The 23,462-nt window shown below is 64.6% G+C and carries 21 protein-coding genes; 7 read left to right on the forward strand and 14 right to left on the reverse strand.

The genetic code is table 11. From position 1 onward, the window contains the following. Positions 1-19: 19 nt before the first annotated feature. Positions 20-850, forward strand: coding sequence for an oxaloacetate decarboxylase (locus M2D63_RS16765; RefSeq protein ID WP_285864065.1), 831 nt, complete (start codon positions 20-22; stop codon positions 848-850). A gap of 24 nt (positions 851-874) precedes the next feature. On the opposite strand, the gene M2D63_RS16770 is transcribed toward M2D63_RS16765, so the two are convergent. Beyond that, complete coding sequence (locus tag M2D63_RS16770) at positions 875-1,495, reverse strand: energy transducer TonB (protein ID WP_285864066.1); 621 nt, start codon at positions 1,493-1,495, stop codon at positions 875-877. A 98-nt stretch (positions 1,496-1,593) separates the two neighbouring features. Here M2D63_RS16770 and M2D63_RS16775 point away from each other — a divergent pair, with 98 nt between their 5' ends. Next, complete coding sequence (locus M2D63_RS16775) at positions 1,594-2,373, forward strand: class I SAM-dependent methyltransferase (RefSeq protein ID WP_285864067.1); 780 nt, start codon at positions 1,594-1,596, stop codon at positions 2,371-2,373. On the opposite strand, the gene M2D63_RS16780 is transcribed toward M2D63_RS16775, so the two are convergent. Beyond that, a complete protein-coding gene (locus M2D63_RS16780) occupies positions 2,374-3,009 on the reverse strand; it encodes a TetR/AcrR family transcriptional regulator (protein WP_285864068.1) in 636 nt (211 codons plus the stop codon). Positions 3,010-3,201: 192 nt separating this feature from the next. Between M2D63_RS16780 and M2D63_RS16785 the strand changes: the two genes are divergently transcribed. Next, complete coding sequence (locus M2D63_RS16785) at positions 3,202-4,302, forward strand: efflux RND transporter periplasmic adaptor subunit (protein WP_285864069.1); 1,101 nt, start codon at positions 3,202-3,204, stop codon at positions 4,300-4,302. 6 nt (positions 4,303-4,308) lie between these two features. Beyond that, on the forward strand, positions 4,309-7,374 hold the full coding sequence (locus M2D63_RS16790; protein WP_285864070.1) for an efflux RND transporter permease subunit: 3,066 nt from the start codon (positions 4,309-4,311) through the stop codon (positions 7,372-7,374). A gap of 71 nt (positions 7,375-7,445) precedes the next feature. On the opposite strand, the gene M2D63_RS16795 is transcribed toward M2D63_RS16790, so the two are convergent. The 4 genes from M2D63_RS16795 to plsB all read right to left on the reverse strand — a co-directional run bounded on the left by M2D63_RS16795 (position 7,446) and on the right by plsB (position 11,575). Then, positions 7,446-8,135 carry a DUF4197 domain-containing protein gene (locus M2D63_RS16795; RefSeq protein WP_285864071.1) on the reverse strand — a complete coding sequence of 230 codons (690 nt, stop codon included), beginning with the start codon at positions 8,133-8,135 and terminating at the stop codon, positions 7,446-7,448. 33 nt (positions 8,136-8,168) lie between these two features. Beyond that, positions 8,169-8,567, reverse strand: a complete 399-nt coding sequence (locus M2D63_RS16800) for a YbaY family lipoprotein (RefSeq protein ID WP_285864072.1) — start codon at positions 8,565-8,567, stop codon at positions 8,169-8,171. A 100-nt stretch (positions 8,568-8,667) separates the two neighbouring features. Continuing rightward, entirely contained in the window at positions 8,668-9,024 is a 357-nt protein-coding gene (locus M2D63_RS16805) for a YbaY family lipoprotein (RefSeq protein ID WP_285864073.1), read from the reverse strand. Positions 9,025-9,088: 64 nt separating this feature from the next. After that, complete coding sequence (plsB, locus tag M2D63_RS16810; protein WP_285864074.1) at positions 9,089-11,575, reverse strand: glycerol-3-phosphate 1-O-acyltransferase PlsB; 2,487 nt, start codon at positions 11,573-11,575, stop codon at positions 9,089-9,091. Positions 11,576-11,797: 222 nt separating this feature from the next. On the opposite strand from plsB, the gene M2D63_RS16815 reads away from it, so the two are divergent. Then, positions 11,798-12,007: a cold-shock protein gene (locus M2D63_RS16815; RefSeq protein WP_028942973.1), complete on the forward strand. Its 210-nt coding sequence runs from the start codon at positions 11,798-11,800 to the stop codon at positions 12,005-12,007. Between the two features lie 88 nt (positions 12,008-12,095). On the opposite strand, the gene M2D63_RS16820 is transcribed toward M2D63_RS16815, so the two are convergent. The 4 genes from M2D63_RS16820 to M2D63_RS16835 all read right to left on the reverse strand — a co-directional run bounded on the left by M2D63_RS16820 (position 12,096) and on the right by M2D63_RS16835 (position 17,283). Continuing rightward, positions 12,096-12,473, reverse strand: a complete 378-nt coding sequence (locus tag M2D63_RS16820; RefSeq protein WP_285864075.1) for a hypothetical protein — start codon at positions 12,471-12,473, stop codon at positions 12,096-12,098. Between the two features lie 18 nt (positions 12,474-12,491). Then, positions 12,492-13,304, reverse strand: a complete 813-nt coding sequence (locus M2D63_RS16825) for a putative RNA methyltransferase (RefSeq protein ID WP_285864076.1) — start codon at positions 13,302-13,304, stop codon at positions 12,492-12,494. Then, on the reverse strand, positions 13,304-14,455 hold the full coding sequence (dapE, locus tag M2D63_RS16830) for a succinyl-diaminopimelate desuccinylase (protein ID WP_285864077.1): 1,152 nt from the start codon (positions 14,453-14,455) through the stop codon (positions 13,304-13,306). The genes M2D63_RS16825 and dapE overlap by 1 nt, the downstream gene beginning before the upstream one ends. Before the next feature lie 236 nt (positions 14,456-14,691). Continuing rightward, on the reverse strand, positions 14,692-17,283 hold the full coding sequence (locus M2D63_RS16835) for a glycosyltransferase (protein WP_285864078.1): 2,592 nt from the start codon (positions 17,281-17,283) through the stop codon (positions 14,692-14,694). A gap of 290 nt (positions 17,284-17,573) precedes the next feature. Here M2D63_RS16835 and tcdA point away from each other — a divergent pair, with 290 nt between their 5' ends. Then, positions 17,574-18,395, forward strand: coding sequence for a tRNA cyclic N6-threonylcarbamoyladenosine(37) synthase TcdA (gene tcdA / locus M2D63_RS16840; protein WP_285864079.1), 822 nt, complete (start codon positions 17,574-17,576; stop codon positions 18,393-18,395). On the opposite strand, the gene M2D63_RS16845 is transcribed toward tcdA, so the two are convergent. Genes M2D63_RS16845 through M2D63_RS16860 form a run of 4 tightly spaced genes read right to left on the reverse strand, consistent with a single transcriptional unit; the run spans position 18,374 to position 21,479 of the window. Beyond that, entirely contained in the window at positions 18,374-18,784 is a 411-nt protein-coding gene (locus tag M2D63_RS16845; protein ID WP_285864080.1) for a SufE family protein, read from the reverse strand. The genes tcdA and M2D63_RS16845 overlap by 22 nt on opposite strands. Then, on the reverse strand, positions 18,781-19,986 hold the full coding sequence (locus M2D63_RS16850; RefSeq protein WP_285864081.1) for an aminotransferase class V-fold PLP-dependent enzyme: 1,206 nt from the start codon (positions 19,984-19,986) through the stop codon (positions 18,781-18,783). The genes M2D63_RS16845 and M2D63_RS16850 overlap by 4 nt, the downstream gene beginning before the upstream one ends. 53 nt (positions 19,987-20,039) lie before the next feature. After that, positions 20,040-21,074, reverse strand: coding sequence for a 2,3,4,5-tetrahydropyridine-2,6-dicarboxylate N-succinyltransferase (gene dapD / locus M2D63_RS16855; RefSeq protein ID WP_285864082.1), 1,035 nt, complete (start codon positions 21,072-21,074; stop codon positions 20,040-20,042). Positions 21,075-21,116: 42 nt separating this feature from the next. Continuing rightward, positions 21,117-21,479: an ArsC family reductase gene (locus M2D63_RS16860; protein ID WP_285864083.1), complete on the reverse strand. Its 363-nt coding sequence runs from the start codon at positions 21,477-21,479 to the stop codon at positions 21,117-21,119. Between the two features lie 233 nt (positions 21,480-21,712). Between M2D63_RS16860 and M2D63_RS16865 the strand changes: the two genes are divergently transcribed. Beyond that, positions 21,713-23,359, forward strand: coding sequence for a Na+/H+ antiporter (locus tag M2D63_RS16865; protein WP_285864084.1), 1,647 nt, complete (start codon positions 21,713-21,715; stop codon positions 23,357-23,359). Positions 23,360-23,462: the final 103 nt, after the last annotated feature.

Below are 23,462 nucleotides of genomic sequence, written 5' to 3' on the forward strand. Positions count from 1 at the left end.
TTGCCCGGGAGCCGTGATCATGGATGTACAAACCCTGCGTGCCCAAGCCTTCAAAGCCCTGCATGAGCGTGACACGGCCTTCGTCATTCCCAACCCCTGGGATGCCGGGTCCGCCAAGCTGCTGGCGAGCCTGGGGTTCGAGGCCCTGGCCACCACCAGTGCCGGTCTTGCCTTCTCGCTGGGGCGGCCGGATGCCGAAGGGGCGATGACACTGGCCGAGACCCTGGACAACGCCCGCGCCATTGCCGATGCCACGGCCTTGCCGGTGGCGGCCGACCTGGAAAACGGCTTCAGCGATGACCCTGAAGGCTGCGCCGCGGCCATTGTGCAGGCCGCGCAGGCAGGCCTGGTGGGCGCTTCCATCGAAGATGCCAGCGGTAATCCCGAGGAGCCGATCTACAGCTTCCATCACGCCGTGGCACGCGTCGAAGCCGCAGTGGCTGCCGCCCGCAGCCTGGACTTTCCCTTCGTGCTCTGCGCCCGGGCCGAGAACCTGCTGCATGGCTGCCAGGACCTGGATGACACCATTGCCCGCCTGCAGGCCTTTGCCGAAGCCGGCGCCGATGTGCTCTACGCGCCCGGTCTGCGTACCGCAGAGGAAATCCGCGCCGTGGTCCAGGCCGTGGCACCCAAGCCTGTGAACGTGTTGATGGGCATGGCTGGGGTGGACTTGAGCGTCAACCAGTTGCAGGACCTGGGGGTGCGGCGCATCAGCGTCGGCTCGTCACTGGCCCGGGCAGCCTATGGCGCGTTTTTTCGGGGGGCCGAGGAAATCATGCACCAGGGTCGTTTCAGCTACGGTGAACAGGCGCTCCCATTCGATCAGTTGAACCGATTGTTCCGACGTTGAAGCGGGATGGGCGGTCGCTGAAACTCAGGCAGCGATGCGCACGTTGTTCAGCACCACCGGGCGGGCCCAGCGGGTGTCGAAGTCCAGTGCCGATTGCTGGGCCACCAGGGTAGGTGCGTCGAACGGCTCGGGCGCCTTGTCCAGCAGGTCCATCTCGAATTCGGCGATCGGCAGATACAGCGACTTGGGCTCAGGGCCAGGGCCTGGCTCGGGCAGCGGGTGGCCCTGGCTCATGACCACCGGGCGCACCCAGCTGTTGCTGATGTCCAGCTGGCGCTGTTGCTCGATCAGTTCGGCGTCGCTGAAGGGCGGGGCGAGCTTTTCCAGCAGCTCGGGCTCGAACTCGGCAATCGGCAGGAACAGCGGCTCGGGCGGGGCGATCTCGGTGTCCTGGACATTGCACAGGCGCTGGCTATGGATCTGCGCCAGCACCTGGGTGCCGCCCAGAGGCTCCCCGGTGAGTTTGTCGACGGGGGCGGGCGAGAAGCTGCCCGGTTCACTGCCTTCAGCCTGCTGCTCGGCCAGGGCGCGGGCAAAGAAATCCTGCCACAGGTGGCTGACGCCGCCCAATGCCTGGGTGTTGTGCCGGCCATAATTGCCTACGGGCGATAAATAGCCTGAGCTGAGCTGAAGAATATCGGTCATGGCAGTCGCAGGCCGTCCCGGTCTGGCAAAATAGCGAATACTGCGTATATCGGCCGCGGCCGACGATCATTTAATTTTTTTGAGTACAGGATGTGAAGGTGGAGCAACAGGCGGACGGCGGTATCCGGGTCGAGGCGCTGACGGCCGAGTATCAGGCGCAAGCCGAAGAGTGGGCACGGCGCCTGGACCTGCCTCTGGAAGACGACACGGCCGGGTTTGCCGTGCAGGTGGGCGTCGATGGCCTGCAGATCCAGCAGTTGGGGCCGCAGGCACCCGGGCCTGTGCGGGTCGACTTCGTCGAGGGCGCGGCGGCGCACCGGCGGGTGTATGGCGGCGGCAGCGGGCAGATGATCGCCAAGGCCGTGGGCATCGCCCAGGGCGTGCGCCCGCAGGTGCTCGATGCCACGGCCGGGCTGGGCAAGGATGCGTTCGTGCTGGCCAGCCTGGGCTGCCAGATGACCCTGATCGAGCGCCAGCCGCTGGTTGCCGCGCTGCTCCAGGACGGCCTGGCCCGCGCCGCCAGCGATGCCGAGGTCGGTCCTATCGTCGCACGCATGCAGCTGCTGACCGGCAATGCCATCGAGCGCATGCGCAGCTGGCAGGGCGAGCCGCCCCAGGTGATCTACCTCGACCCGATGTTCCCGCACCGCGACAAGAGCGCCCTGGTGAAAAAGGAAATGCGCGTGTTCCGCCCGTTGGTGGGAGACGATCTGGATGCGCCGGCCTTGCTCGAAGCCGCCCTGGCCCTGGCCAGCCACCGGGTGGTGGTCAAGCGTCCGCGCAAGGCGCCGATCATCGACGGGCCAAAGCCGAGCCACAGCCTGGAAGGCAAGTCGAGCCGCTACGACATCTACCCGAAAAAAGCCCTCAAGGGCTGATCAGGGGCGATACGCGCGCATGAACATCTCCACCACTTCGTGCACATGGGCCTGGGCGGCATCGGCGTCCAGGGCCGGGGCATAGCCGAGCAACAGGCGGTAGTTCGGCGCGCCCTTGAGCAGGCAGAAGAAGTGTTCCGCCGCCCTGTCGGGGTGCTCGATACGCAGCAGGTTGCGCTGGTCGACCCGCTGCAGCAACGCCTCCATCTCGCGCAGGACCCGCAACGGGCCGGCTTCGAAGAAAATCTGGCTGAGCTTGGGGTCCTGGGCGCCCAGGGTCATGATCAGGCGGGTCAGCTGCACGGACTGGTCGCTGCTGATCAATGCCTGAAAACCACAACCGATGTTGAACAGTACCTGCTCCAGCGGCACGTTGTCGGGCAGCTCGAAGATCAGCTCCGGCAGCTGCGCCGTGCAGGTGGCCGAGATCGCCGAGGTGAACAGCGTCTCCTTGTCGGTGAAGTGGCTGTAGACCGTCAGTTTTGAAACACCTGCCGCTGTCGCGACCGCATCCATGCTGGTGCTGGCATAGCCAAGGGTAAGAAACAGCTGCTTGGCCGCCTCGAGAATGGCCTGGCGCTTGGCCAGGTCTTTGGGCCGGCCAGGGCCGGCGGGAGCGGTGAGATCGTTGGGCATGGGGGCGTTTAAAGGTTCCAGTAGGTGCATATGGTACATCGCCGGCCCGGCCCGGGCTGGCAGTTATCGACATAAGGGAGACGTGTTAATACGTTTTTTCTCTTGGGCCGACGCTTCCCCGGTGTGGTTCCCTGATTTAATATACTCGCGAGTATAAATATTCCAAGCGTCACTCGCGAAAGGTCATTCATCATGTTGCGCCATGCCTTGCCCCTCGCCCTGCCCATCGCTCTTGCCGCGCTGCTGTCTGCCTGCGGGCAGGAGAGTGCGCCGCAGACGTCCCTGCGCCCCGCCATGGTGGTGCAGCCGCAGCCGGCCAGTGCCGCCGCCGACAGCTACCCGGGCGAGGTGCGCGCGCGCTTCGAGCCGGAGCTGGCGTTTCGCATCGGTGGCAAGGTCAGCAAGCGCCTGGTCGAGGAAGGGCAGCGGGTCAAGGCCGAGCAGCCGCTGGCCGAGCTGGACCCGCAGGACGTGCGCCTGCAGCTGGAAGCCAGCCGCGCGCAACTGGCCGCCGCCGAAGCCAACCTGAGCCTGGTCAAGGCCGAACGCGATCGCTACAAGACCCTGATGGACCGGCAGATGGTCAGCCGCTCCCAGTTCGACAATGCCGAAAACCTCTATCGTGCCGGCCAGGCCCGGCTCAAGCAGGTGCGCGCCGAGTTCGACGTGGCCGGCAACCAGGCCGAGTACGCGGTGCTGCGGGCTTCCCAGGACGGAGTGATTGCCAAGCGCCAGGTGGAAGTGGGGCAAGTGGTGTCCGCCGGTCAGACCGTGTTCACCCTGGCCGCAGATGGCGAGCGTGAAGTGCTGATCGGCCTGCCGGAGCAGCAGTTCGGTCGCTTCAAGGTCGGCCAGGCGGTGTCGGTTGAGCTCTGGTCACAACCGGACGAACGTTTCACTGGTCGTATCCGCGAGCTGTCGCCATCGGCCGATCCACGCTCGCGCACCTTCGCCGCACGTATCGCCTTCAGCGCCGGCAAGGTTCCGGCCGAGCTGGGCCAGAGCGCCCGAGTCTATATCCAGCATGCCGAACAGGTGCCGCTGTCGGTGCCGCTGTCGGCGCTGACCGCGGAGAATGGCCAGACCTACGTCTGGCGCGTGGACGCCAATAACACCCTCAAGCGTGTACCGGTGCGGGTGGGCGCCTATGGCGAAAGCAGTGTTCCGGTGCTCGAAGGCCTCAATGCCTCGGACTGGGTAGTGGCGGCCGGCGTACATGTGCTCCAGGAGGGGCAACAGGTACGTCCGGTGGATCGTTCCAATCGTGTGGTGAATCTGGCGGCCAAGGAGTAAGTCCCGATGGGTTTCAACCTTTCCGCCTGGGCCCTGCGCAATCGGCAGATCGTACTGTTTTTGATGATTCTTCTGGCGGTGGTCGGCGCCTTGTCCTACACCAAGCTGGGGCAGAGCGAAGACCCGCCATTCACCTTCAAGGCCATGGTGATCCGCACCAACTGGCCGGGGGCCAGCGCCGAGGAAGTCTCGCGCCAGGTCACCGAGCGCATCGAAAAGAAGCTGATGGAGACCGGCGAGTACGAGAAGATCGTGTCCTTCTCGCGCCCCGGCGAGTCCCAGGTCACCTTCATGGCCCGCGACTCCATGCATTCAGCCGATATCCCCGAGCTGTGGTACCAGATCCGCAAGAAGGTCGCCGATATCCGCCATACCCTGCCGCCAGGGATCCAGGGGCCGTTCTTCAACGACGAGTTCGGCACCACCTTCGGCAACATCTATGCGCTGACCGGCGAAGGTTTCGACTATGCCGTGCTCAAGGACTATGCCGACCGGGTGCAGATCCAGCTGCAACGGGTCAAGGACGTGGGCAAGGTCGAGTTGCTGGGCCTGCAGGACGAGAAGATCTGGATCGAGCTGTCCAACCTCAAGCTGGCCACCCTCGGCCTGCCGCTGGCCGCCGTGCAACAGGCCCTGGAAGAGCAGAACGCGGTCAGTACCGCAGGCTTTTTCGAGACCCCCAGCGAGCGCCTGCAACTGCGGGTGAGCGGGCGCTTCGATACCGTCGAGCAGATCGAACAGTTTCCGATCCGGGTCGGTGATCGTACTTTCCGTATCGGCGATGTGGCGCAGGTGCGCCGTGGTTTCAACGACCCGCCCGCACCGCGCATGCGCTTCATGGGCGAAAACGCCATCGGCCTGGCCGTGTCGATGAAACCCGGCGGCGATATCCTGGTGCTGGGCAAGGCCCTGGAAACCGAGTTCGCCCGCATCGCCCACAACCTGCCGGCCGGTATGGAGTTGCGCAAGGTCTCCGACCAGCCGGCTGCGGTGAAGACCGGCGTCGGCGAGTTCGTCCAGGTGCTGGTCGAGGCCCTGGCCATCGTTCTGGTGGTGAGCTTCTTCTCCCTGGGGATGCGCACCGGTCTGGTGGTGGCCCTGGCCATCCCGCTGGTGCTGGCGATGACCTTCGCCACCATGTACTACCTGGGGATCGGCCTGCACAAGATCTCCCTGGGCGCGCTGGTACTGGCCCTGGGCTTGCTGGTGGATGATGCGATCATTGCCGTCGAGATGATGGCGATCAAGATGGAGCAGGGCTTCGACCGCCTCAAGGCCGCCAGCTATGCCTGGACCAGCACCGCATTCCCGATGCTCACCGGCACCCTGATCACCGCGGCAGGCTTCCTGCCGATCGCTACCGCGCAATCCGGCACCGGTGAATATACCCGCTCGATCTTTCAGGTGGTGACCATCGCCTTGCTGGCCTCCTGGGTCGCCGCGGTGGTCTTTGTCCCTTACCTGGGCGAGCGCCTGCTGCCTGACCTGGCCAAGCTGCATGCGGCCAAGCATGGTACCGCCGACGGCGGCCCGGACCCCTACGGCACGCCGTTCTACCAGCGGGTACGACGCCTGGTGGGCTGGTGCGTGGAGCAGCGCAAGACGGTGATCGTGGCGACCATCGCGCTGTTCGTCGGCAGTATCCTGCTGTTCCGTTTCGTGCCCCAGCAGTTCTTCCCGGCCTCCGGGCGGCTGGAACTGATGGTCGACCTGAAGCTGGCCGAGGGGGCGTCGCTGAGCAACACCACCGAACAGGTCAAGCGCCTGGAAGCGATGCTCAAGGAGCGCACCGGGATCGACAACTACGTGGCCTATGTCGGCACCGGTTCACCACGCTACTACCTGCCGCTGGACCAGCAACTGCCGGCGGCCAGCTTTGCCCAGTTCGTGGTGCTGGCCAAGACCATCGAAGAACGCGAAGCCCTGCGCAGCTGGTTGATCAGCACCCTCGACGAGCAGTTCCCCGACCTGCGCTCGCGGGTCACGCGCCTGGAGAACGGTCCGCCCGTGGGCTACCCGGTGCAGTTCCGCGTCACCGGCGAGCACATCGAGCAAGTGCGGGCCCTGGCGCGCAAGGTGGCGGCCAAGGTGCGCGAGAACCCCCATGTGGTCAACGTGCACCTGGACTGGGAGGAGCCGAGCAAGGTGGTCTACCTGAACATCGACCAGGACCGCGCCCGCGCCCTGGGGGTGAGCACCGCCAACCTGGCTAAATTCCTGCAGAGTTCGCTGACCGGCTCCTCGGTCAGCCAGTTCCGCGAAGACAACGAGCTGATCGAGATCCTCCTGCGCGGCACCCAGCAGGAGCGCACCGAGCTGGCCAACCTGCCGAGCCTGGCGGTGCCCACCGACAATGGTCGCAGCGTGGCCCTGTCGCAGGTGGCGACCCTGGAGTACGGCTTCGAGGAAGGCATCATCTGGCACCGCAACCGCCTGCCTAACGTCACGGTACGGGCCGATATCTACGGCAAGGAGCAGCCGGTCACCCTGGTCAAGCAGATCCTGCCGACCCTGGACCCGGTTCGCGCCGAACTGCCCGATGGCTACCTGCTGGAAGTGGGCGGCACGGTGGAAGACTCCACCCGCGGGCAGAAGTCGGTGAACGCCGGTGTGCCGCTGTTCATCGTGGTGGTGCTGACCTTGCTGATGCTGCAGCTGCGCAGCTTCTCGCGCACGGTGATGGTGTTCCTTACCGCGCCCTTGGGGTTGATCGGCGTGACTCTGTTCCTGCTGGTGTTCCGCCAGCCGTTCGGCTTTGTCGCGATGCTCGGGACCATTGCCCTGTCGGGGATGATCATGCGCAACTCGGTGATCCTGGTCGATCAGATCGAACAGGACATCGCTGCTGGTCTTGACCGCTGGCAGGCAATCATCGAGGCGACGGTCAGGCGTTTCCGGCCGATCGTGCTGACCGCCCTGGCGGCGGTGCTGGCGATGATCCCGCTGTCGCGCAGCGTGTTCTTCGGGCCGATGGCGGTGGCGATCATGGGCGGGTTGATCGTGGCGACGGCACTGACGCTGTTGTTCCTGCCGGCGCTGTATGCGGCGTGGTTCAGGGTGAAGAAGGGCTGAAGTGCTGATCGCGGGGCAAGCCCGCTCCTACGGTATTGTAGGAGCGGGCTTGCCCCGCGATGCTTTTCGAACTACAGCACGCCAAACACCTTCTTGGCCATGCTGGTCGCCGCTGCCGCCGGGTTCTGGCGAATGCTTTCTTCCTGCTTGGCAATCATCTCGAACAGGCCGTTGAGCGCCTGCTCGGTCACGTAGCCTTCGACATTGGCGTTCTTGGCATCCAGCACGCCCAGGCTCGCGGCTTGCCCGGCGAAGCTGTTGTACTGCTGGGCCAGGCCGACCTGATCGGTGGCTTGCTTGACGATCGGCAGGAACTTGGCGCGGATCTGCTCGCGGCTGGTCTTGTCCAGGTACTGGGTGGCCGAGTCGGTGCCGCCACTCAAGATGCCCTTGGCGTCTTCGACGGTCATTTTCTTCACGGCATCGACCAGCAGCGCCTGGGCCTGGGGCACGGCGGCTTCGGCGGCCTGGTTCATGCTGGCTTCCAGTTGCTCGACCTGGGCACCCATGCCGAATTTCTTCATGGTCTTGGCCGCCTTGCCCAGGTTGCCCGGCAGTTCGATGCGCACATCGGGGTTGCTGCTGAAGCCGCCCGGGGTACCCAGTTGTTTGACGGCAACCTGCGCACCCTGGGTCAGGGCGTCCTTGAGGCCGGTAGAGGCGTCTTTCTGGGTCAGGTCGGTGAGCGACAGCGCCATGGCACTGGCCGAGAGCAGCAGGCCGGCACACAGGCCGGTGAAGGTGAGAGCGGGGCGAAACATGGCAGCATCCTTATCAGCGGTTGGAACGGGCAATCAGCGAACGGCGTCGACCTTGATCCGCAGCGGTTGCGGGTCGTTGCCATCCAGTTGCACGCCATGGTGCTCGGTGTTGATGAACAGCAGCTTGCCGTCCAGTTCGATCCGCGCGCTGACCGCATAGCGGTGGCCAGGCTTGATCTGGGCCGGGTCGTAGCTCAGGTGGAAAGGCAGTGGCACCTGGCCTTTGACCGGGCCGTTCTGGCTGGCCAGGGTAACGGCGGGGGCGTCCATCAGCGAAACGTCCTGCAGGCTGACGCTCAAGGTGGCGGCAGGCGGCAGGGCGATGCGTTGCAAGTAGTAGACCTCGCCGTCGAGCGAGGCCTTGGGGGCAGGGGTAGTGCTTGAGCAAGCAGTGAGCAGGGCGCCTAGGCACAGCGTCAGCAGTTTCTTCATTGGAGCTCCATTCAATTGATGTCGACAGTTTCATCGACTTCCTTGAACTTTAACGGATTTTCCGCTGGAGATCAGTCAAAACGGCCACTGCTTGCCGGAATCACCCTCGATCGGTGGAAACCTGTTCCATCCTCAGGTGCACCGGTTTGCCAGGCAACTTGTTCAGGTCAACGGTGTGGGCACTGGTGCTGGTCCAGATCAGCCGTCCTTCATGCTCGATGCGAGCACGAACGCTGTAGACGTGATTGTCTTTGATCACGCTGGGGTCGTAGCGCAACTTGAAGGTGAAGGGGACGCCATTGTCGGTACGCAGACTCTGGCTGGCCAGGGTCAGCGCAGCTACATCCTGACGGGAGACGTCCTCGAGATTGACGCTGACCAGCACTTCGCCAGGCAGGGCCATACGCTCGAGGTAGAAGACTTCGACTTCAAGGCAGGGGGTGATTTCGTTGTTCATGATGAATCTCCAGGATAGGGTGAGTGTGTGGCTGGACCACCCTATCGCCGGAGGATTCGTTGAGTCAGAGGGAAGTGGTTTCTGCCGGTTCTTCTCGCTGCAAGGCAACCTGGCGAATCGACAGGCGCACCTCCGCCGACAGTACGCGCTTGGCCGCACCTTCGGCCAGTTCGCTGAGTTTTTCGTGGTAGCCCAGCTTGCCGTTGCTGTCGGGACGCAGCACGCCCTGCTCGATCTGGGTCTGGATGAAGTGGCGGAACAGGGTCTTGTCGAAGAATTCCGGGGCATTGAGCCCGTGCAGGATCGACAGGCGCTGGGCCATGACCACGCACAGGTCTTCCAGTTCTTCGGCGCTGAGGCTGTGCTGGCCGCTGTTGAGCAGCAGGGCGGTGGCCATGTAGAAGCGTTGCAGGGTCTGGGTGATCGCCCGGGCCAGCAGGGTCAGCAGCACGAACTGCCGTGAACTGGGCGCCGGGCGCAGGTACACGCCGTTCTCGAAACGCAGCAGGCCCTGGTCGATGAAGGCTTGCAGCCACTGGTCGATGACCGCGTCCAGGGTGTCGAGCTCCCAGCGAATGAACAGCTCCGACTGCAGGTAGGGGTACAGCGCCCGGGTGTACTGCAGGATCATCTCGCGGCTCATCCGCGAACTGCTGAGGAAGAAGCTCGCCAGCAGCGCCGGCAGGGCAAAGATGTGCAGGACGTTGTTGCGGTAGTAGGTCATCAGTACCGCGTTCTGTTCGTCCAGGTAGAGGATCCTGCCCAGTGCGTCGCTCTGTTCGGCCAGCAGGTCCATGCCCCCGACGTGCTTGATCAGCGCCAGGCCGTCGCCCTCGGGCAAGGTGGTGTGCGGCGAGTAGGGCACCTGGCGCAGCAGTGCCAGGTACAGGTCCAGCACCCGCGCCAGGGCGCGCTCGTCCAGGGCCAGGCGGCTGGTGGACAACAGCGCCAGGGCCACCAGGTTGACCGGGTTGATCGCCGCCGCTTCGTTCATGTGGCGGGCGACTTTTTCACCCAGGCGCGAGGTCGTCTCGTTGAGCCAGGCCGGGCGGAACTGTGGTGCGTGGGTCTGTTCGCGCCAACCAGGTTGCTGCTGGTCGAGGAAGGCGCCCAGGCGAATCGGCTCGCCGAAGTTCACCGCCACCTGGCCGAAGCGCTGCTTGAGGGCGCCCAGCACCTTGAAGATGTCGAAGATCGACTCTTTCTTCTTGCTGGCACCGCGCAGTTCGCCCAGGTAGGTGCGACCTTCGAGCACACGTTCGTAGCCGATATACACCGGAACGAAGACGATCGGCGTGCGCGAGGAGCGCAGGTAGCTGCGCAGGGTGATGGCCAGCATGCCGGTTTTCGGCTGCAACATGCGCCCGGTGCGCGAACGGCCGCCCTCGACGAAGTACTCCACCGGAAAGCCCTTGGTGAACAGGGTATGCAGGTACTCATTGAACACCGCGGTGTACAGCGGGTTGCCCTTGAAGGTGCGGCGCATGAAGAAGGCGCCGCCACGGCGCAGCAGGCCGCCGATTACAGGCATGTTGAGATTGATCCCGGCGGCGATGTGCGGCGGGGTCAGGCCGTTGCGGAACAACAGGTAGGACAGCAGCAGGTAATCCATATGGCTGCGGTGGCAGGGCACATAGATCACCTCATGGCCCGGGGCGATGCCCTGCACCTGCTCGATGTTGTTGACCTTGATGCCGTCGTAGATCTTGTTCCAGAACCAGCTCAGTACCACTTCCATGAAGCGGATGGCGGTGTAGGTGTAGTCCGAGGCGATCTCGTTGCCGTAGCGCAGGGCCTGGGCCTCGGCCTTGGCCAGCGGGATGTTCTCGCGTTCGGCCTCATCGGCAATGGCCTGGCGTACCAGCGGGTCGTGGACCAGGCCCTTGACCAGGTTGCGCCGGTGCGAGATGTCCGGGCCGATGACCGCGGTCTTGAGGTTGCGAAAGTGCACCCGCAGTAGGCGCTGGGCCATGCGCACGGTACGTTCGTGGCCCTTGTTGTGCTGGACCAGTTCGCGCAGGTGAATGGGCGCGGAGAACTGCACGCGGGTCTTGCGCCCCAGGATCAGTACGGTGAGCAAGCGGCGCAAGCGACCGGTGACCGCCCAGCTGTCGGCGAACAGCAGCTTCCACGGGCTGGACTCGCTGGCTGGCGACTGGCCCCAGAACACACTGACCGGAATGATCTGTGCGTCTTCCTCGGCATGCTGGCTGATGGCATTGACCAGGCGGGCGAGGGTGGGCGGTGCGCCGCGCTTGTCCTGGCGGCCGAGCCAGTCCGGGTCAGGGGTCAGGTAGAAGAAGGCGGCCGGCTCCTGCAGCGTGCCGACCGCCACCGGCAGGATCGGGCGCGGCAGCCCGGCTTTGGTGCACTCGCGGTCGAGCACCGCCAGGTCTGTCAGTGAGGGCGATTGCAGGGCGTAGAACACCGGGCGGCTGCGGTCCAGGTTCAGGGTGAAGGATGACTGGTTGATGGTCTCGGAGCGAACCCACAGGTACAACAGGCGACGCAGGGCGCCAAAGATCAGGCGGCGCAGGGGGGAACGGGTCATACGGTGTGTGCTCTGCAGGGAGTTTTCGAGTAATTGCTCAGTCGGCAAGTGTGCCGTATCTGCGCAAGTTCAGCAAAAAGCGCCACGGTCATGAAAAATAATTTAAGTGTGGCATATACTCGGTCCGCAGCTTGCAGGAGATTTCTGCAAGCTGCGTCGGCAGAGGGTGGTGACCCCTCTGCATGCAAGGCGATTCCAAAATAAAAATCCGGAGTAGTTCAGATGTCGTCTCGTGAGACTGGAAGTGTTAAGTGGTTCAACGACGCCAAAGGTTATGGCTTCATCCAGCGTGAGGGTGGTGCGGACGTGTTCGTTCACTACCGTGCCATTCGGGGTGAGGGGCATCGCACCCTGATCGAAGGCCAGCAGGTCGAATACAGCCTGACGCAGGGCCAGAAAGGCCTGCAGGCAGAAGACGTAATCGGGCTGTAAGCGCTTTAGATCGCATGTTTGAAGCTACAAGCTGCAAGCCGGCCGTGCCAGGTTTGTAACTTGTAGCTTGCAGCCTGATCCAGGTCGGTCAGCTTGTCCGCCAGGTGATTTCCTCTTCACCGTCGGCACTGATGCGGATCCAGCGATCGGCATCCTCTTCACCTTCTTCCTCGACCCAGCTGCCCGGTGCACAGCGCACTTCGACGTTCAGCGCGGCGAACGCGGCGCGGGCGCAAGCGATGTCATCCGCCCAGGGCGTCTGGTCGCTCTCCAGGTAAAGACTGTTCCATTTACCTACAGCCTTCGGTAACCAGGTAACTGGAATGTTACCGGCCTTGCACTTCCAGGTCTGGCCTTTCTGTTGCCATTCGCTGCAAGGGCCCAGGGCCTGGCCAAGCCACTCGGCAATCTGTTTGTGAGTGACGTCGGCGTCTTTGAGGTAAATCTCGATATCGGGTTGGCGCATGGGGGGCTCCGGGTGTGCTCAGTCTTGGCGCACGAAATAATCGTAACGCATCGATACCGTGACCTCGAACGGTTCGGCTTGCTCGATGACGCGGGCGCGTTTTTCCGCGCTGGCGCGCCAGCCATGGGGGGTCATGGCCAGCAGGTCGGCGCGCGACTTGCCATCGACAAGGCTCAGGCGGAATTTCAGGGTTTCGCTGTGGGCATGCTGCATGCCGGCAGGCACCAGGGCCAGGTGCTTGTCGTCGGCGTAGTCGCGCACTTCGTCGTAGAGCTTCTGGCGCAATTCGATCAGGTGCTCGCTGGTCGGGCCGACACGCATCAGGCCGCCGCCGGGCGCCAGCAGGCGCAGGGCCTCCTGCCAGTCGAGGGGGCTGAACACGCTGGCCAGGAACTGGCAGCTGGCATCGGCCAGGGGCACCCGGGCCATGCTCGCCACCAGCCAGGTCACCGCCGGATCGCGCTTGCAGGCACGCTTGACCGCTTCGCGGGAGATGTCCAGGGCGTAGCCGTCGGCCTGGGGCAGCGCCTGGGCGATCTGCGCCGTGTAGTAGCCCTCGCCACAGCCGATGTCGAGCCAGCGCGCCGGGGCGCGCTCGGCGGCAAGTTCGGCCAGGCGCCGGGCAACGGGGGCGTAGTGACCGGCATTGAGGAAGTCGCGGCGAGCCTCGACCATGGCCTGGTTGTCGCCCGGGTCACGGCTGTTCTTGTGCTGCACCGGCAACAGGTTCAGGTAACCCTGGCGGGCGCGGTCGAAACGGTGGCCGGCGGGGCAGGCCACGCCGTTGTCGACCGCGCTCAGTGTGGCGCTGCAAATGGGGCAGGTGAGCATCAGGCAAGCAACCGGGTCAGGGTCTGGTAATAGATCTCGGTCAGGACATCGAGATCGCTGGCCAGGATCCGCTCGTTGACCTGGTGGATGGTGGCGTTGACCGGGCCCAGCTCGACCACCTGGGTACCCAGGGTGGCGATGAAGCGGCCATCGGAGGTGCCGCCGCTGGTCGACGGGGTGGTTTCGCGGCCGGTGACCGCCTTGATGCTGGCCGCCACGGCGTCGAGCAGGTCGCCCGGCTCGGTCAGGAACGGCAGGCCCGACAGCGCCCAGTCCACATGCCAGTCCAGCTGGTGCTTGTCGAGGATCGCCGCGACGCGCTGCTGCAGGCCTTCGACGGTCGACTCGGTGGAGAAGCGGAAGTTGAACAGCGCGGTCAGCTCGCCCGGGACCACGTTGGTGGCGCCAGTGCCGGAATTGACGTTGGAAATCTGGAAGCTGGTCGGCGGGAAAAAGGCATTGCCTTCATCCCAGTGCTCAGCTGCCAGCTCCGCCAGGGCCGGTGCGGCCAGGTGGATCGGGTTCTTCGCCAGGTGCGGATAGGCCACATGGCCCTGCACGCCGCGCACGGTCAGTTTGGCGCCGAGCGAGCCACGACGGCCGTTCTTGACCACGTCGCCGACCAGGCTGGTGCTCGACGGCTCACCGACGATGCACCAGTCCAGACGCTCCTTGCGCGCAGCCAAGCGTTCGACCACGGCCTTGGTACCGTGGTGCGCCGGGCCTTCTTCGTCGCTGGTGATCAGGAAAGCGACCTTGCCGCGATGGTTCGGGTAGTCGGCGACGAAGCGCTCGCAGGCCACCACCATGGCTGCCAGGCTGCCTTTCATGTCGGCGGCGCCGCGGCCGCAGAGCATGCCGTCGGCATCGATCAGGGCTTCGAACGGGTCGTTCTGCCAGGCCTGCACGGGGCCGGTGGGCACCACGTCGGTGTGGCCGGCGAAGCACAACACCGGGCCGTCCTGGGTGCCGTGGGTGGCCCAGAAGTTGTCGACGTCTTCGATACGCATCGGCTCGAGCATGAAGCCGGCATCGCCCAGGCGCTGCATCATCTGTTTCTGGCAATCGGCGTCAACCGGGGTCACCGAGGGGCGACGAATCAGGTCGCAGGCCAGTTCAAGGGTAGGCGAGAGGTCGGCAGGGGCCGTCATTGGGGAACTCCGGGGGCAAGGCAGGGCACGAATTCGAGGGGGGTTATCTTATAGCAAAAGACCGGCGTCCGGACTTCGGATCAGTGTCGTTTGTCAGCGGCGGCCCCCACAGGCTGGCTGTGAGCCAATCCTGTGGGCGCAACTGTCTTTGTAGGAGCGGGCTTGCCCCGCGATGCACTGTGCCTGCCAGGACGCAATCGCGGGGCAAGCCCGCTCCTACAGTGGTTCGGCCGGTATCAGGACGCCTGGGCAGGCTGGGGCGCGTCCACCGGCTTGGGCAGCGACGACAGCATCGCCATGATCAGCGCCGCCAGGTACGGCAGCGACTGCACCAGCAGCATGGTCACCCAGAAGCGCATGTCGTTGCTCGGCAGGCCCTGGACCAGGTAGATCCCGGCCGCCGCGCCCCATAGCAGCAACATGATGAACAGCTCTTCACGGGCTTCGGAAAGCGCCACCAGCAAGCCATGGCTGTCGGCGTTCTTAGGCGTGCGGAAGAACGGAATGCTGCTGGTGAAGAACCCGTACAGCACCGCCTTGGCAATGGTGTGCGACAGCGCCAGGCCCGCCAGGGCCGCGGCGAAGGCGTCCTTGAGGTTGACCCCGACCGCACGGCGGTAGAGGAACACAATCTTGCCGACCTTGAACACGAACAGGGCCAGGGGAGGGATGGCGAAGATCAGCAGCGGCGGGTCGACCCGTTGCGGCACGATGATCATCGCCGCCGACCAGAGCAGGGCACCGACGGTGAAGAAGATGTTCATGCCATCGGCGATCCACGGCAGCCAGCCGGCCAGGAAGTGGTAGCGCTGGCCGCGGGTCAGTTCCGAATCCTTGCCGCGCAGCAGGCTGGCGGCATGGCGCTTGATGATCTGGATAGCACCGTAGGCCCAGCGGAAGCGCTGCTTCTTGAAGTCGATGAAGGTGTCGGGCATCAGGCCCTTGCCATAGCTTTCGTGGGAGTAGGCGGCCGAATAGCCTTTCTCGAACACGCGCAGGCCCAGCTCGGCGTCTTCACAGATGCACCAGTCGGCCCAGCCCAGCTCCTCGAGCACCGAGCGACGGGTCATGGTCATGGTGCCGTGCTGGATGATCGCGTCGCGGTCGTTGCGGGTGACCATGCCGATATGGAAGAAGCCCTTGTATTCGCTGTAGCACAGCTTCTTGAAGGTGCTTTCGTGCTGGTCGCGGTAGTCCTGGGGCGATTGCACCACGGCGATCTTCGGGTCGGCGAAGTGCGGCACCATGTGCTTGAGCCAGTTGCGGTCCACGCAGTAGTCCGAGTCGATCACCGCGATCACTTCGGCGTCCTTGGCCGTGTGCGGGATCAGGTAGTTCAGCGCGCCACCCTTGAAGCCGGCCAGGGGCGAGACGTGGAAGAACTTGAAGCGCTCGCCGAGCATTTCGCAGTGGGCCTTGATCGGCTCCCAGACGGCGGGGTCCTTGGTGTTGTTGTCGATGATCAGGACTTCGTAGTCCGGATAATCCAGGGCGGCCAGGGCATTGAGGGTCTGTTTGACCATCTCCGGCGGCTCGTTGTAGCACGGCACATGCACCGACACCTTCGGTCGATAGGCGCTGTCGGCCTGCACCGGCAGGAACTCGCGGCGGCGCTTGTGGATCCACACCGCCTCGGCCAGTTCATGGGCTTCGGTCAGCAGCACGATGAACACCCCGAGGGCACCGAGTGCCAGCAGCAAGCCCACCGTCAGGCTGAACCAGGTGCTGTATTGCTGGCTGTAGTCGTAGCCGATCCACACCAGCACCGAACCGCACAGGAAGGCAATGAAGGTCAGGAAGGTACGACCGCGCTGGCGCAGCGCCGAGCCGTCGATCAGCAGCAGGGTCAGCGAAAGCATCGCCAGCACCACCGAGCCTACCGCCAGCACACGCCATTGCGGAATGGCCACCACCGGCCCTTCGAAGTTGAATTTCTGCTGGCGGGCCGCGTTGAACACGCCCCAGTAGGCGCCCACCGAGCCTTCGTCGCTGGCTTTCCACGGCTGGTCATAGGCTTCGATGACGAAGTAGTTGTAGCCCTGGCGGTTGAGTTTGTTGACCAGGGTTCGCAGGTAGATGGCCTGGTCCGCCTGGGTGGCTTCGGCGCCGCCGCGCATGCGGCCGTTGCTCGGCCAGCCGACCTCGGACAGCAGCAGCGGCTTGCGCGGGAACAGTTGCTTGAGGTCGCGGGCGCGGTCCAGCACGAACTGGCCGGCGTCCTTCATCGGGATGAACTCCCAGTAGGGCAGGATGTGCGCCGCTACCAGGTCGACGTGCTTGGCAAGCTCGGGGTGTTCCTTCCAGATGTGCCACTGTTCGCTGGTGGTCACCGGCACCTTGACCGCGGCACGCACCCGGTCCAGGTACTGGATCAGCGCTTCGGGGGTGATTTCTTTGCGGAACAGGGCCTCGTTGCCGATCATGACCCGCACGACACTGCGCGAACTGTTGGCCAGTTCGATGGCTTTCTGGATTTCCCGCTCGTTGCGCTCCAGGTCCGGGCTGATCCACACCCCGAGGGTCACCCGCAGGCCGAATTCCTCGGCCAGGCGCGGAATCTCGGCCTGGGTGCCTTCGACCGTGTAGATGCGGATGCTGTCAGTGAGCTTGCTCAGCTGTTCGAGGTCCTGGCGCAGTTCATCCTCGCTGGGATACTGGCCTTTTTGCGGGCTTTCTCCGAGGCGGAACGGCGAATAGGAAAAGCCGGAAATCTGCTCCGGCCAGTCGGGGGCGGAAACCGGGCGGTTGATCAGCGCCCAGAACCCGGTGAATAGCGCGGCAATGGCCATGACTATCACCAGGTTGATACCAAATTTACGCGATGACATAGATAGTTCGGGTTCCGAAGGGTGGAACGGGCAAGCGCCACAGGGCGCGGATCCTGCGCTTTGACCGCCTATTCTGTGTAGGAAAAGGGCGGCGCAACAGGTTAGATTGACTTCACGTGATGAAGTTCTGAGGCCCGTGCAGTTGTCGTCCAGGACTTGGGATTGCCGGGACCATTAAAACAGGATTACGCCGGCTTTTACTAATTCCTACGCAGGCGAGCGGTCCGAAGCAGGATGCCATCGCGCGGCAAGCAGCCTATAATGCGCGCCGGTTTTTTCGGGGTATGGCCATGAGTACAGATGATCCACGCTTTGCCGGTGTTGCCCGGTTGTACGGTGACAGCGGCTTGCAGCGCCTGCGCGAGGCCCATGTGGCCATCGTCGGCATTGGTGGCGTGGGCTCCTGGGCGGCCGAGGCCATGGCCCGTAGCGGCGTGGGTGAAATCTCCCTGTTCGACCTGGATGACGTCTGCGTCAGCAATACCAACCGCCAGTTGCATGCAATGGAAGGCAACGTCGGTCGCCCCAAGGTCGAGGTCATGGCCGAGCGCCTGCGGGCGATCAACCCGGCCTGCACGGTGCACGCGGTGGTCGATTTCGTCACCAAGGAGACCTTGCCCGAGTACATCGGCGAGGACATCGACTGCGTGATCGACTGCATCGACAGTGTCATGGCCAAGGCCGCCCTGATCGGCTGGTGCCGGCGCCGCAAGATGACCATCATCACCACCGGTGGTGCCGGCGGGCAGATCGACCCGACCCAGATCCAGGTGGCCGACCTGAACAAGACCTTCAACGACCCGCTGGCCTCGCGGGTGCGTTCGACCCTGCGGCGCGACTACAACTTCTCCCGCAATGTCTCGCGTAACTACAGCGTGCCCTGCGTGTTCTCCACCGAGCAGCTGCGTTACCCCAAGGGTGATGGCAGTGTCTGCCTGCAAAAGAGTTTTGTTGGCGAGGGCGTCAAGCTCGACTGCTCGGGCGGCTTTGGCGCAGTGATGATGGTGACGGCGACCTTCGGCATGGTCGCCGCCAGCAAGGCGGTGGAAAAACTCGTGGCCGGTGTGCGCCGTCCGTCCGAGCGCAAGGCTCAGGCGCCAGCGGCGAGCTGAGCCATGCGTTGCAGCACGGCGTTCAGGCCGTTGCTGCGCGAGGGAGAAAGCTGGCGACCCAGGCCCAGCTGATTGAACCAGCCGGGCAGGTCCAGTTGCGCGAGTTCCACGCTGGACAGGCCTTCAACCCGAATCAGCAGCAGGGCCAGCAGGCCACGAATGATGCGCGCATCGCTGGCGCCCTTGAAGCGCCACTGGCCGTCGAGCTGCTCGGCCACCAGCCAGACTTGGCTTTCGCAGCCATGCACGCGGTTGGCTTCGGATTTTTCCCCATCGCCCAGCGGCTCCAGGCGTTCGCCCCATTGCATCAGCAAGCGGGCGCGCTGTTCCCAGCCGGCGGCCTGTTCGAAGCTGGCGAGCGCATCCTGTGCACTGGCACTCAGGCTCATCGCAGCAGCTCCAGGCTCTGATCCAGCGCCTCGAAGAAGCGCTGCAGGTCATCGGCATCGTTGTACAGCCCCAGGGAAACCCGGATGGCACCGTCCAGACCGAGGCTGTTGAGCAGCGGCATGGCGCAATGATGACCGGCGCGCACGGCAATGCCCTGCTCGGTGAGCAGGTGGGCCAGGTCGGCGTTGTGCACGCCCTCGACCACGAAACTGGCAAGCGCCAGGTTCGGTTGTCCGAGCAGGCGGATGCCTTCGCGATCGCTCAAGCCGCGCATCAGGTGGCGGTGCAAGGCGGCTTCGTGCTCGGCGACCGCCTGTGCATCGAGCCCGGCCAGGTAGTCGAGGCTGGCGCCCAGGCCGATCACCCCGGCGATGGGCGGGGTACCGGCCTCGAAGCCCAGGGGGGCGGAGCGAAAGCTGGCGTCATGGTAATCGGCCATCTGCACCATCTCGCCGCCGAATTGCCAGTGGCGCAGGCGCGCAAGGGCCTCGGTACGGCCATAGAGCACGCCGACCCCGTCGGGGCCGTAGAGCTTGTGGCTGGAGAACACATAGAAGTCGCAGCCCAGTTGCTGCATGTCCTGGCGGCCATGGACCACGCCCTGGGCGCCGTCGACCACGGTCAGGCAGCCCTGGGCATGGGCGTGGGCCAGCAGCGGCGCCAGGGGTTGCCAGGCGCCGAGCACGTTGGACAACTGGCTCACGGCCAGCAGGCGGGTGCGCGGGCCGATCAGTTGCAGGGCGAGCTCAAGATCGATCAGGCCGCGGCTGTCCAGCGGCAGTATTACCAGCTTGAGCCCGCGACGCCGGGCCAGCTGTTGCCAGGGCAGCAGGTTGGCGTGGTGCTCCAGGGCGCTGACGGCGATCTCGTCGCCGGCTTCGAACAGCCCTTCAAGGCCATAGGCCAACAGGTTCAGGGCCGAGGTCGCGCCATGGGTGAAAACGATCTGCTGGGTGTCGCTGGCGTTGAGCCAGGCGGCGACCTTTTCGCGGCTGCGTTCGAAGGCCTGGGTGGCCAGGGCGCCGGGAAGGTGCTGGGCACGGTGCACATTGGCGGCACCATGACTGTAATAGTGGCTCAGGGTATCGAGCAGGATTTGCGGTTTTTGCGTGGTGGCAGCGCTGTCCAGGTAGGTCTGGTGCTGGCGTTGCAGGGCGGCGATGGCCGGGAAGTCGGCTCGCCACGGGGAGGGCTGGAACATGATGATCGGACCTGGGTATCGGGCCTGGCGTTGGCCAGACCCGATGGTACCACTTAGTTGTGGGCGTGCAGTGCTTCGTTCAGCTCGATGGCCGACTTGTGGGTCTTGCACTCCACGGCGCCGTTCAGCGAGTTGCGACGGAACAGCAGGTCGGTCTGGCCGGCCAGGTCGCGGGCCTTGACCACTTTGACCAGCTGGTTGTTCTCGTCCAGCAGGTTCACCTTGGTACCGGCAGTGATGTACAGGCCGGCTTCGACGGTGTTGCGATCGCCCAGCGGAATGCCGATACCGGCGTTGGCGCCGATCAGGCAGCCTTCGCCGACCTTGATGACGATGTTGCCGCCACCGGACAGGGTGCCCATGGTCGAGCAGCCGCCACCCAGGTCCGAACCCTTGCCGACGAATACGCCAGCCGATACGCGGCCTTCGATCATGCCCGGGCCTTCGGTGCCGGCGTTAAAGTTGACGAAGCCTTCGTGCATGATGGTGGTGCCTTCGCCGATGTAGGCACCCAGGCGCACACGGGCACTGTCGGCGATACGCACGCCGGCCGGCACGACGTAGTCGGTCATTTTCGGGAACTTGTCCACCGAAAACACTTCCAGCAGTTCGCCCTTCAGGCGCGCTTCCAGTTGCTGCTCGGCAAGCTCGGCCAGGTCGATGGCGCCCTGGCTGGTCCAGGCCACGTTCGGCAGCAGCGGGAAGATGCCGGCCAGGCTCAGGCCGTGAGGCTTGACCAGACGGTGCGAGAGCAGGTGCAGCTTGAGGTAGGCTTCCGGGGTCGAGGTCAGTGCGGCGTCTTCGGCCAGCAGGGTAGCGACCAGCGGCTTGCTGCTTTCGGCCAGGCGGGTCAGCAGGGCAGCCTGGGCAGCGTCGATGCCCTTGACGGCTTCGGCCAGTTGCGCGGCCTGGGCGTTGGTGAAGGCGATGGCCTGGTTGCCACCTTGGTAACCCAGTACCGGGGCAACGGCGGCGACCAGTTCGGCGCTCGGGTTGATCAAGGGTTGCGCGTAGAAGACTTCCAGCCAGGCGCCTTGACGGTTCTGGGTGCCGACGCCGAAGGCCAGGCTGAACAGGGTAGTGGACATGCAGTTACCTCTTGCGAATTTGAATGAAAGCGTGGCGCCGCGTTATTGAAAGGCGGCTGCGTACAGGTCGGGCTTGAAGCCGACCAACGTCCGCTCGCCGAGGTCGAGCACCGGGCGCTTGATCATCGACGGTTGGGCCAGCATCAGTTCGATGGCCCTGGCCTGGTCGAGATCGGCCTTCTGGGCGTCTTCGAGCTTGCGGAAGGTAGTGCCGGCACGGTTGAGGACGGTTTCCCAACCATGCTCGTCGCACCAGCGGGTCAGGCTGGCACGGTCGATGCCTTGGGTCTTGTAGTCGTGAAAGTCGTAGCCCAGGCCTTGGTCTTCCAGCCAGGTACGGGCTTTCTTCATGGTGTCGCAGGCCTTGATTCCATAAAGGTGCAATGGCGTGTCGCGTTTGGTCATGTCTTGCCCCTCCTGGGAAAAAATGGTGAAGGATTATGCCACGGTCAGCCGGGTTGGGTTGGCTTTGGTCGGGGTCTTTGTAGCATTGTGTTACACGTTTCGGCGGCCTCTGCGACTTTTGTGCAGCGGTGCGCCCACAGCGTGAGCGGCTACTATGTCGGTTCAATGGCAGAGCCTGGCCTGGCTGATCGTCATGCCATTGACTGCGTTTGAATTGAACAGGAACACGCCGCATGCAATCAGCCTACACCGTTCTCATCCTGCTGATGCTGGTGAGTGTCTCCAAACTCGTCGGTCGGGTCATCCCGCTGCCGCTGCCGCTGGTTCAGATCGGCGCGGGGGCCTTGCTGGCCTGGCCGACCCTGGGGCTGCACGTGGCCCTGGACCCGGAATTGTTTCTCTTTCTGTTCCTGCCGCCGTTGCTGTTCGCCGACGGCTGGCGCATGCCCAAGCGCGACCTCTGGCGGCTACGTGGCCCGATCCTGACCCTGGCCGTGGGCTTGGTGCTGTTCACCGTGGTCGGTGCCGGTTATTTCATTCACTGGATCCTGCCGAGCATTCCGCTGCCGGTGGCCTTTGCCCTGGCCGCCGTGCTGTCGCCAACCGACGCCGTGGCCGTTTCGGCCATTACCCAGGACCGCTTGCCGACGCCCTTGATGCACATGCTCCAGGGCGAGGCGCTGATGAACGATGCCTCGGGCCTGGTGACCTTCAAGTTCGCCCTGGTGGCGGCCATCACCGGGGTGTTTTCCCTGGGCGAGGCCAGCCTGACCTTCGTGCTGGTGGCAGTGGGCGGGCTGGCCATCGGTGTCGCCCTGAGCTGGCTGGTGGGGCGCCTGCGGGCCTGGATGATTGCCCGCGGCTGGGATGATCCGGCCACCCACGTGGTGTTCATGCTGGTGCTGCCCTTTGCCGCCTATGTACTGGCCGAGCGCCTGGGCGCCTCGGGCATTCTTTCGGCGGTGGCCGCCGGCATGATGCAGAGCTGGCTCGACCTGCTGCCGCGCCAGACCAGCACACGCCTGCTCAACCGCAGTGTCTGGTCGCTGCTGGAGTTCAGCTTCAACGGCCTGATTTTCCTGCTGCTGGGGCTGCAACTGCCCGACATCATCAAGGCGGTCACCAGTCACGAAGCCTCGCTGTGGCCGACCCTGGCGTGGCGCTGCCTGGATGTGCTGGCGATCTTTGTGGTGCTGCTGGTACTGCGTTTCGTCTGGGTGCAGAGCGTCTGGCGGCTGATCGGCGTGATCCGCCGCTGGCGCGGCAAGGAAGACCTGGTGTTGTTGCCCAATGCCCGTTCGGCCTGGTTGCTGACGGTGGGCGGGGTGCGCGGGGCGGTGACCCTGGCGGGTGTGATGTCGGTGCCGTTGCTGATCAGTGCCGGCAAGGCCTTCCCCGAGCGTGACCTGCTGATCTTCATCGCTGCCGGGGTGATTCTGCTGTCGCTGGTGTCGGCCTGCATTGCCCTGCCGTTGTTGCTGCGCGGGGTGGCCAAGAGCCCGGACGACGCGGTGCGCCAGGAGGCCAAGGAGGCCTGGCGGCAAACGGCAGAAGCGGCGATCCACGCCCTTGAAGCCGAAGACCTGGCCGAACCTGGCGTACCCCAGGATGCGACCCAGGCGGCCCTGGCGGCGGAGCTCAAGGCGCGCCTGATGGCCGAATACCGGCATCAGCTGGACAATTTCAATGACAGTGCCGAAGCCCAGGCCCTGGCCGAGCAGATGGACCAGCTGGAGCGGCGGTTGCGCCTGCGGGCGCTGCGGGCGCAGCGGCTGGAGCTGTACAAGCTGCACCGTCATCACAAGGTCGGCGATGACGTGGTGCGCCAGGTGCTGGGGGAGCTGGATATGAGCGAGGCGAATCTGGGGCCGGTCAAGTAGCCTTGAGGGCCTCATCGTGGGGGGAGCCCCCGCCGGGAGGGGGGGGGGGGGCCCCCCCACCCCTAAACCCAGCCGCGACCCGCCCCAACCCCGCGCCCCGGGC

Origin of the sequence: Pseudomonas sp. BJa5 (assembly GCF_030272875.2) — a bacterium.
Taxonomy (GTDB): Bacteria; Pseudomonadota; Gammaproteobacteria; order Pseudomonadales; family Pseudomonadaceae; genus Aquipseudomonas.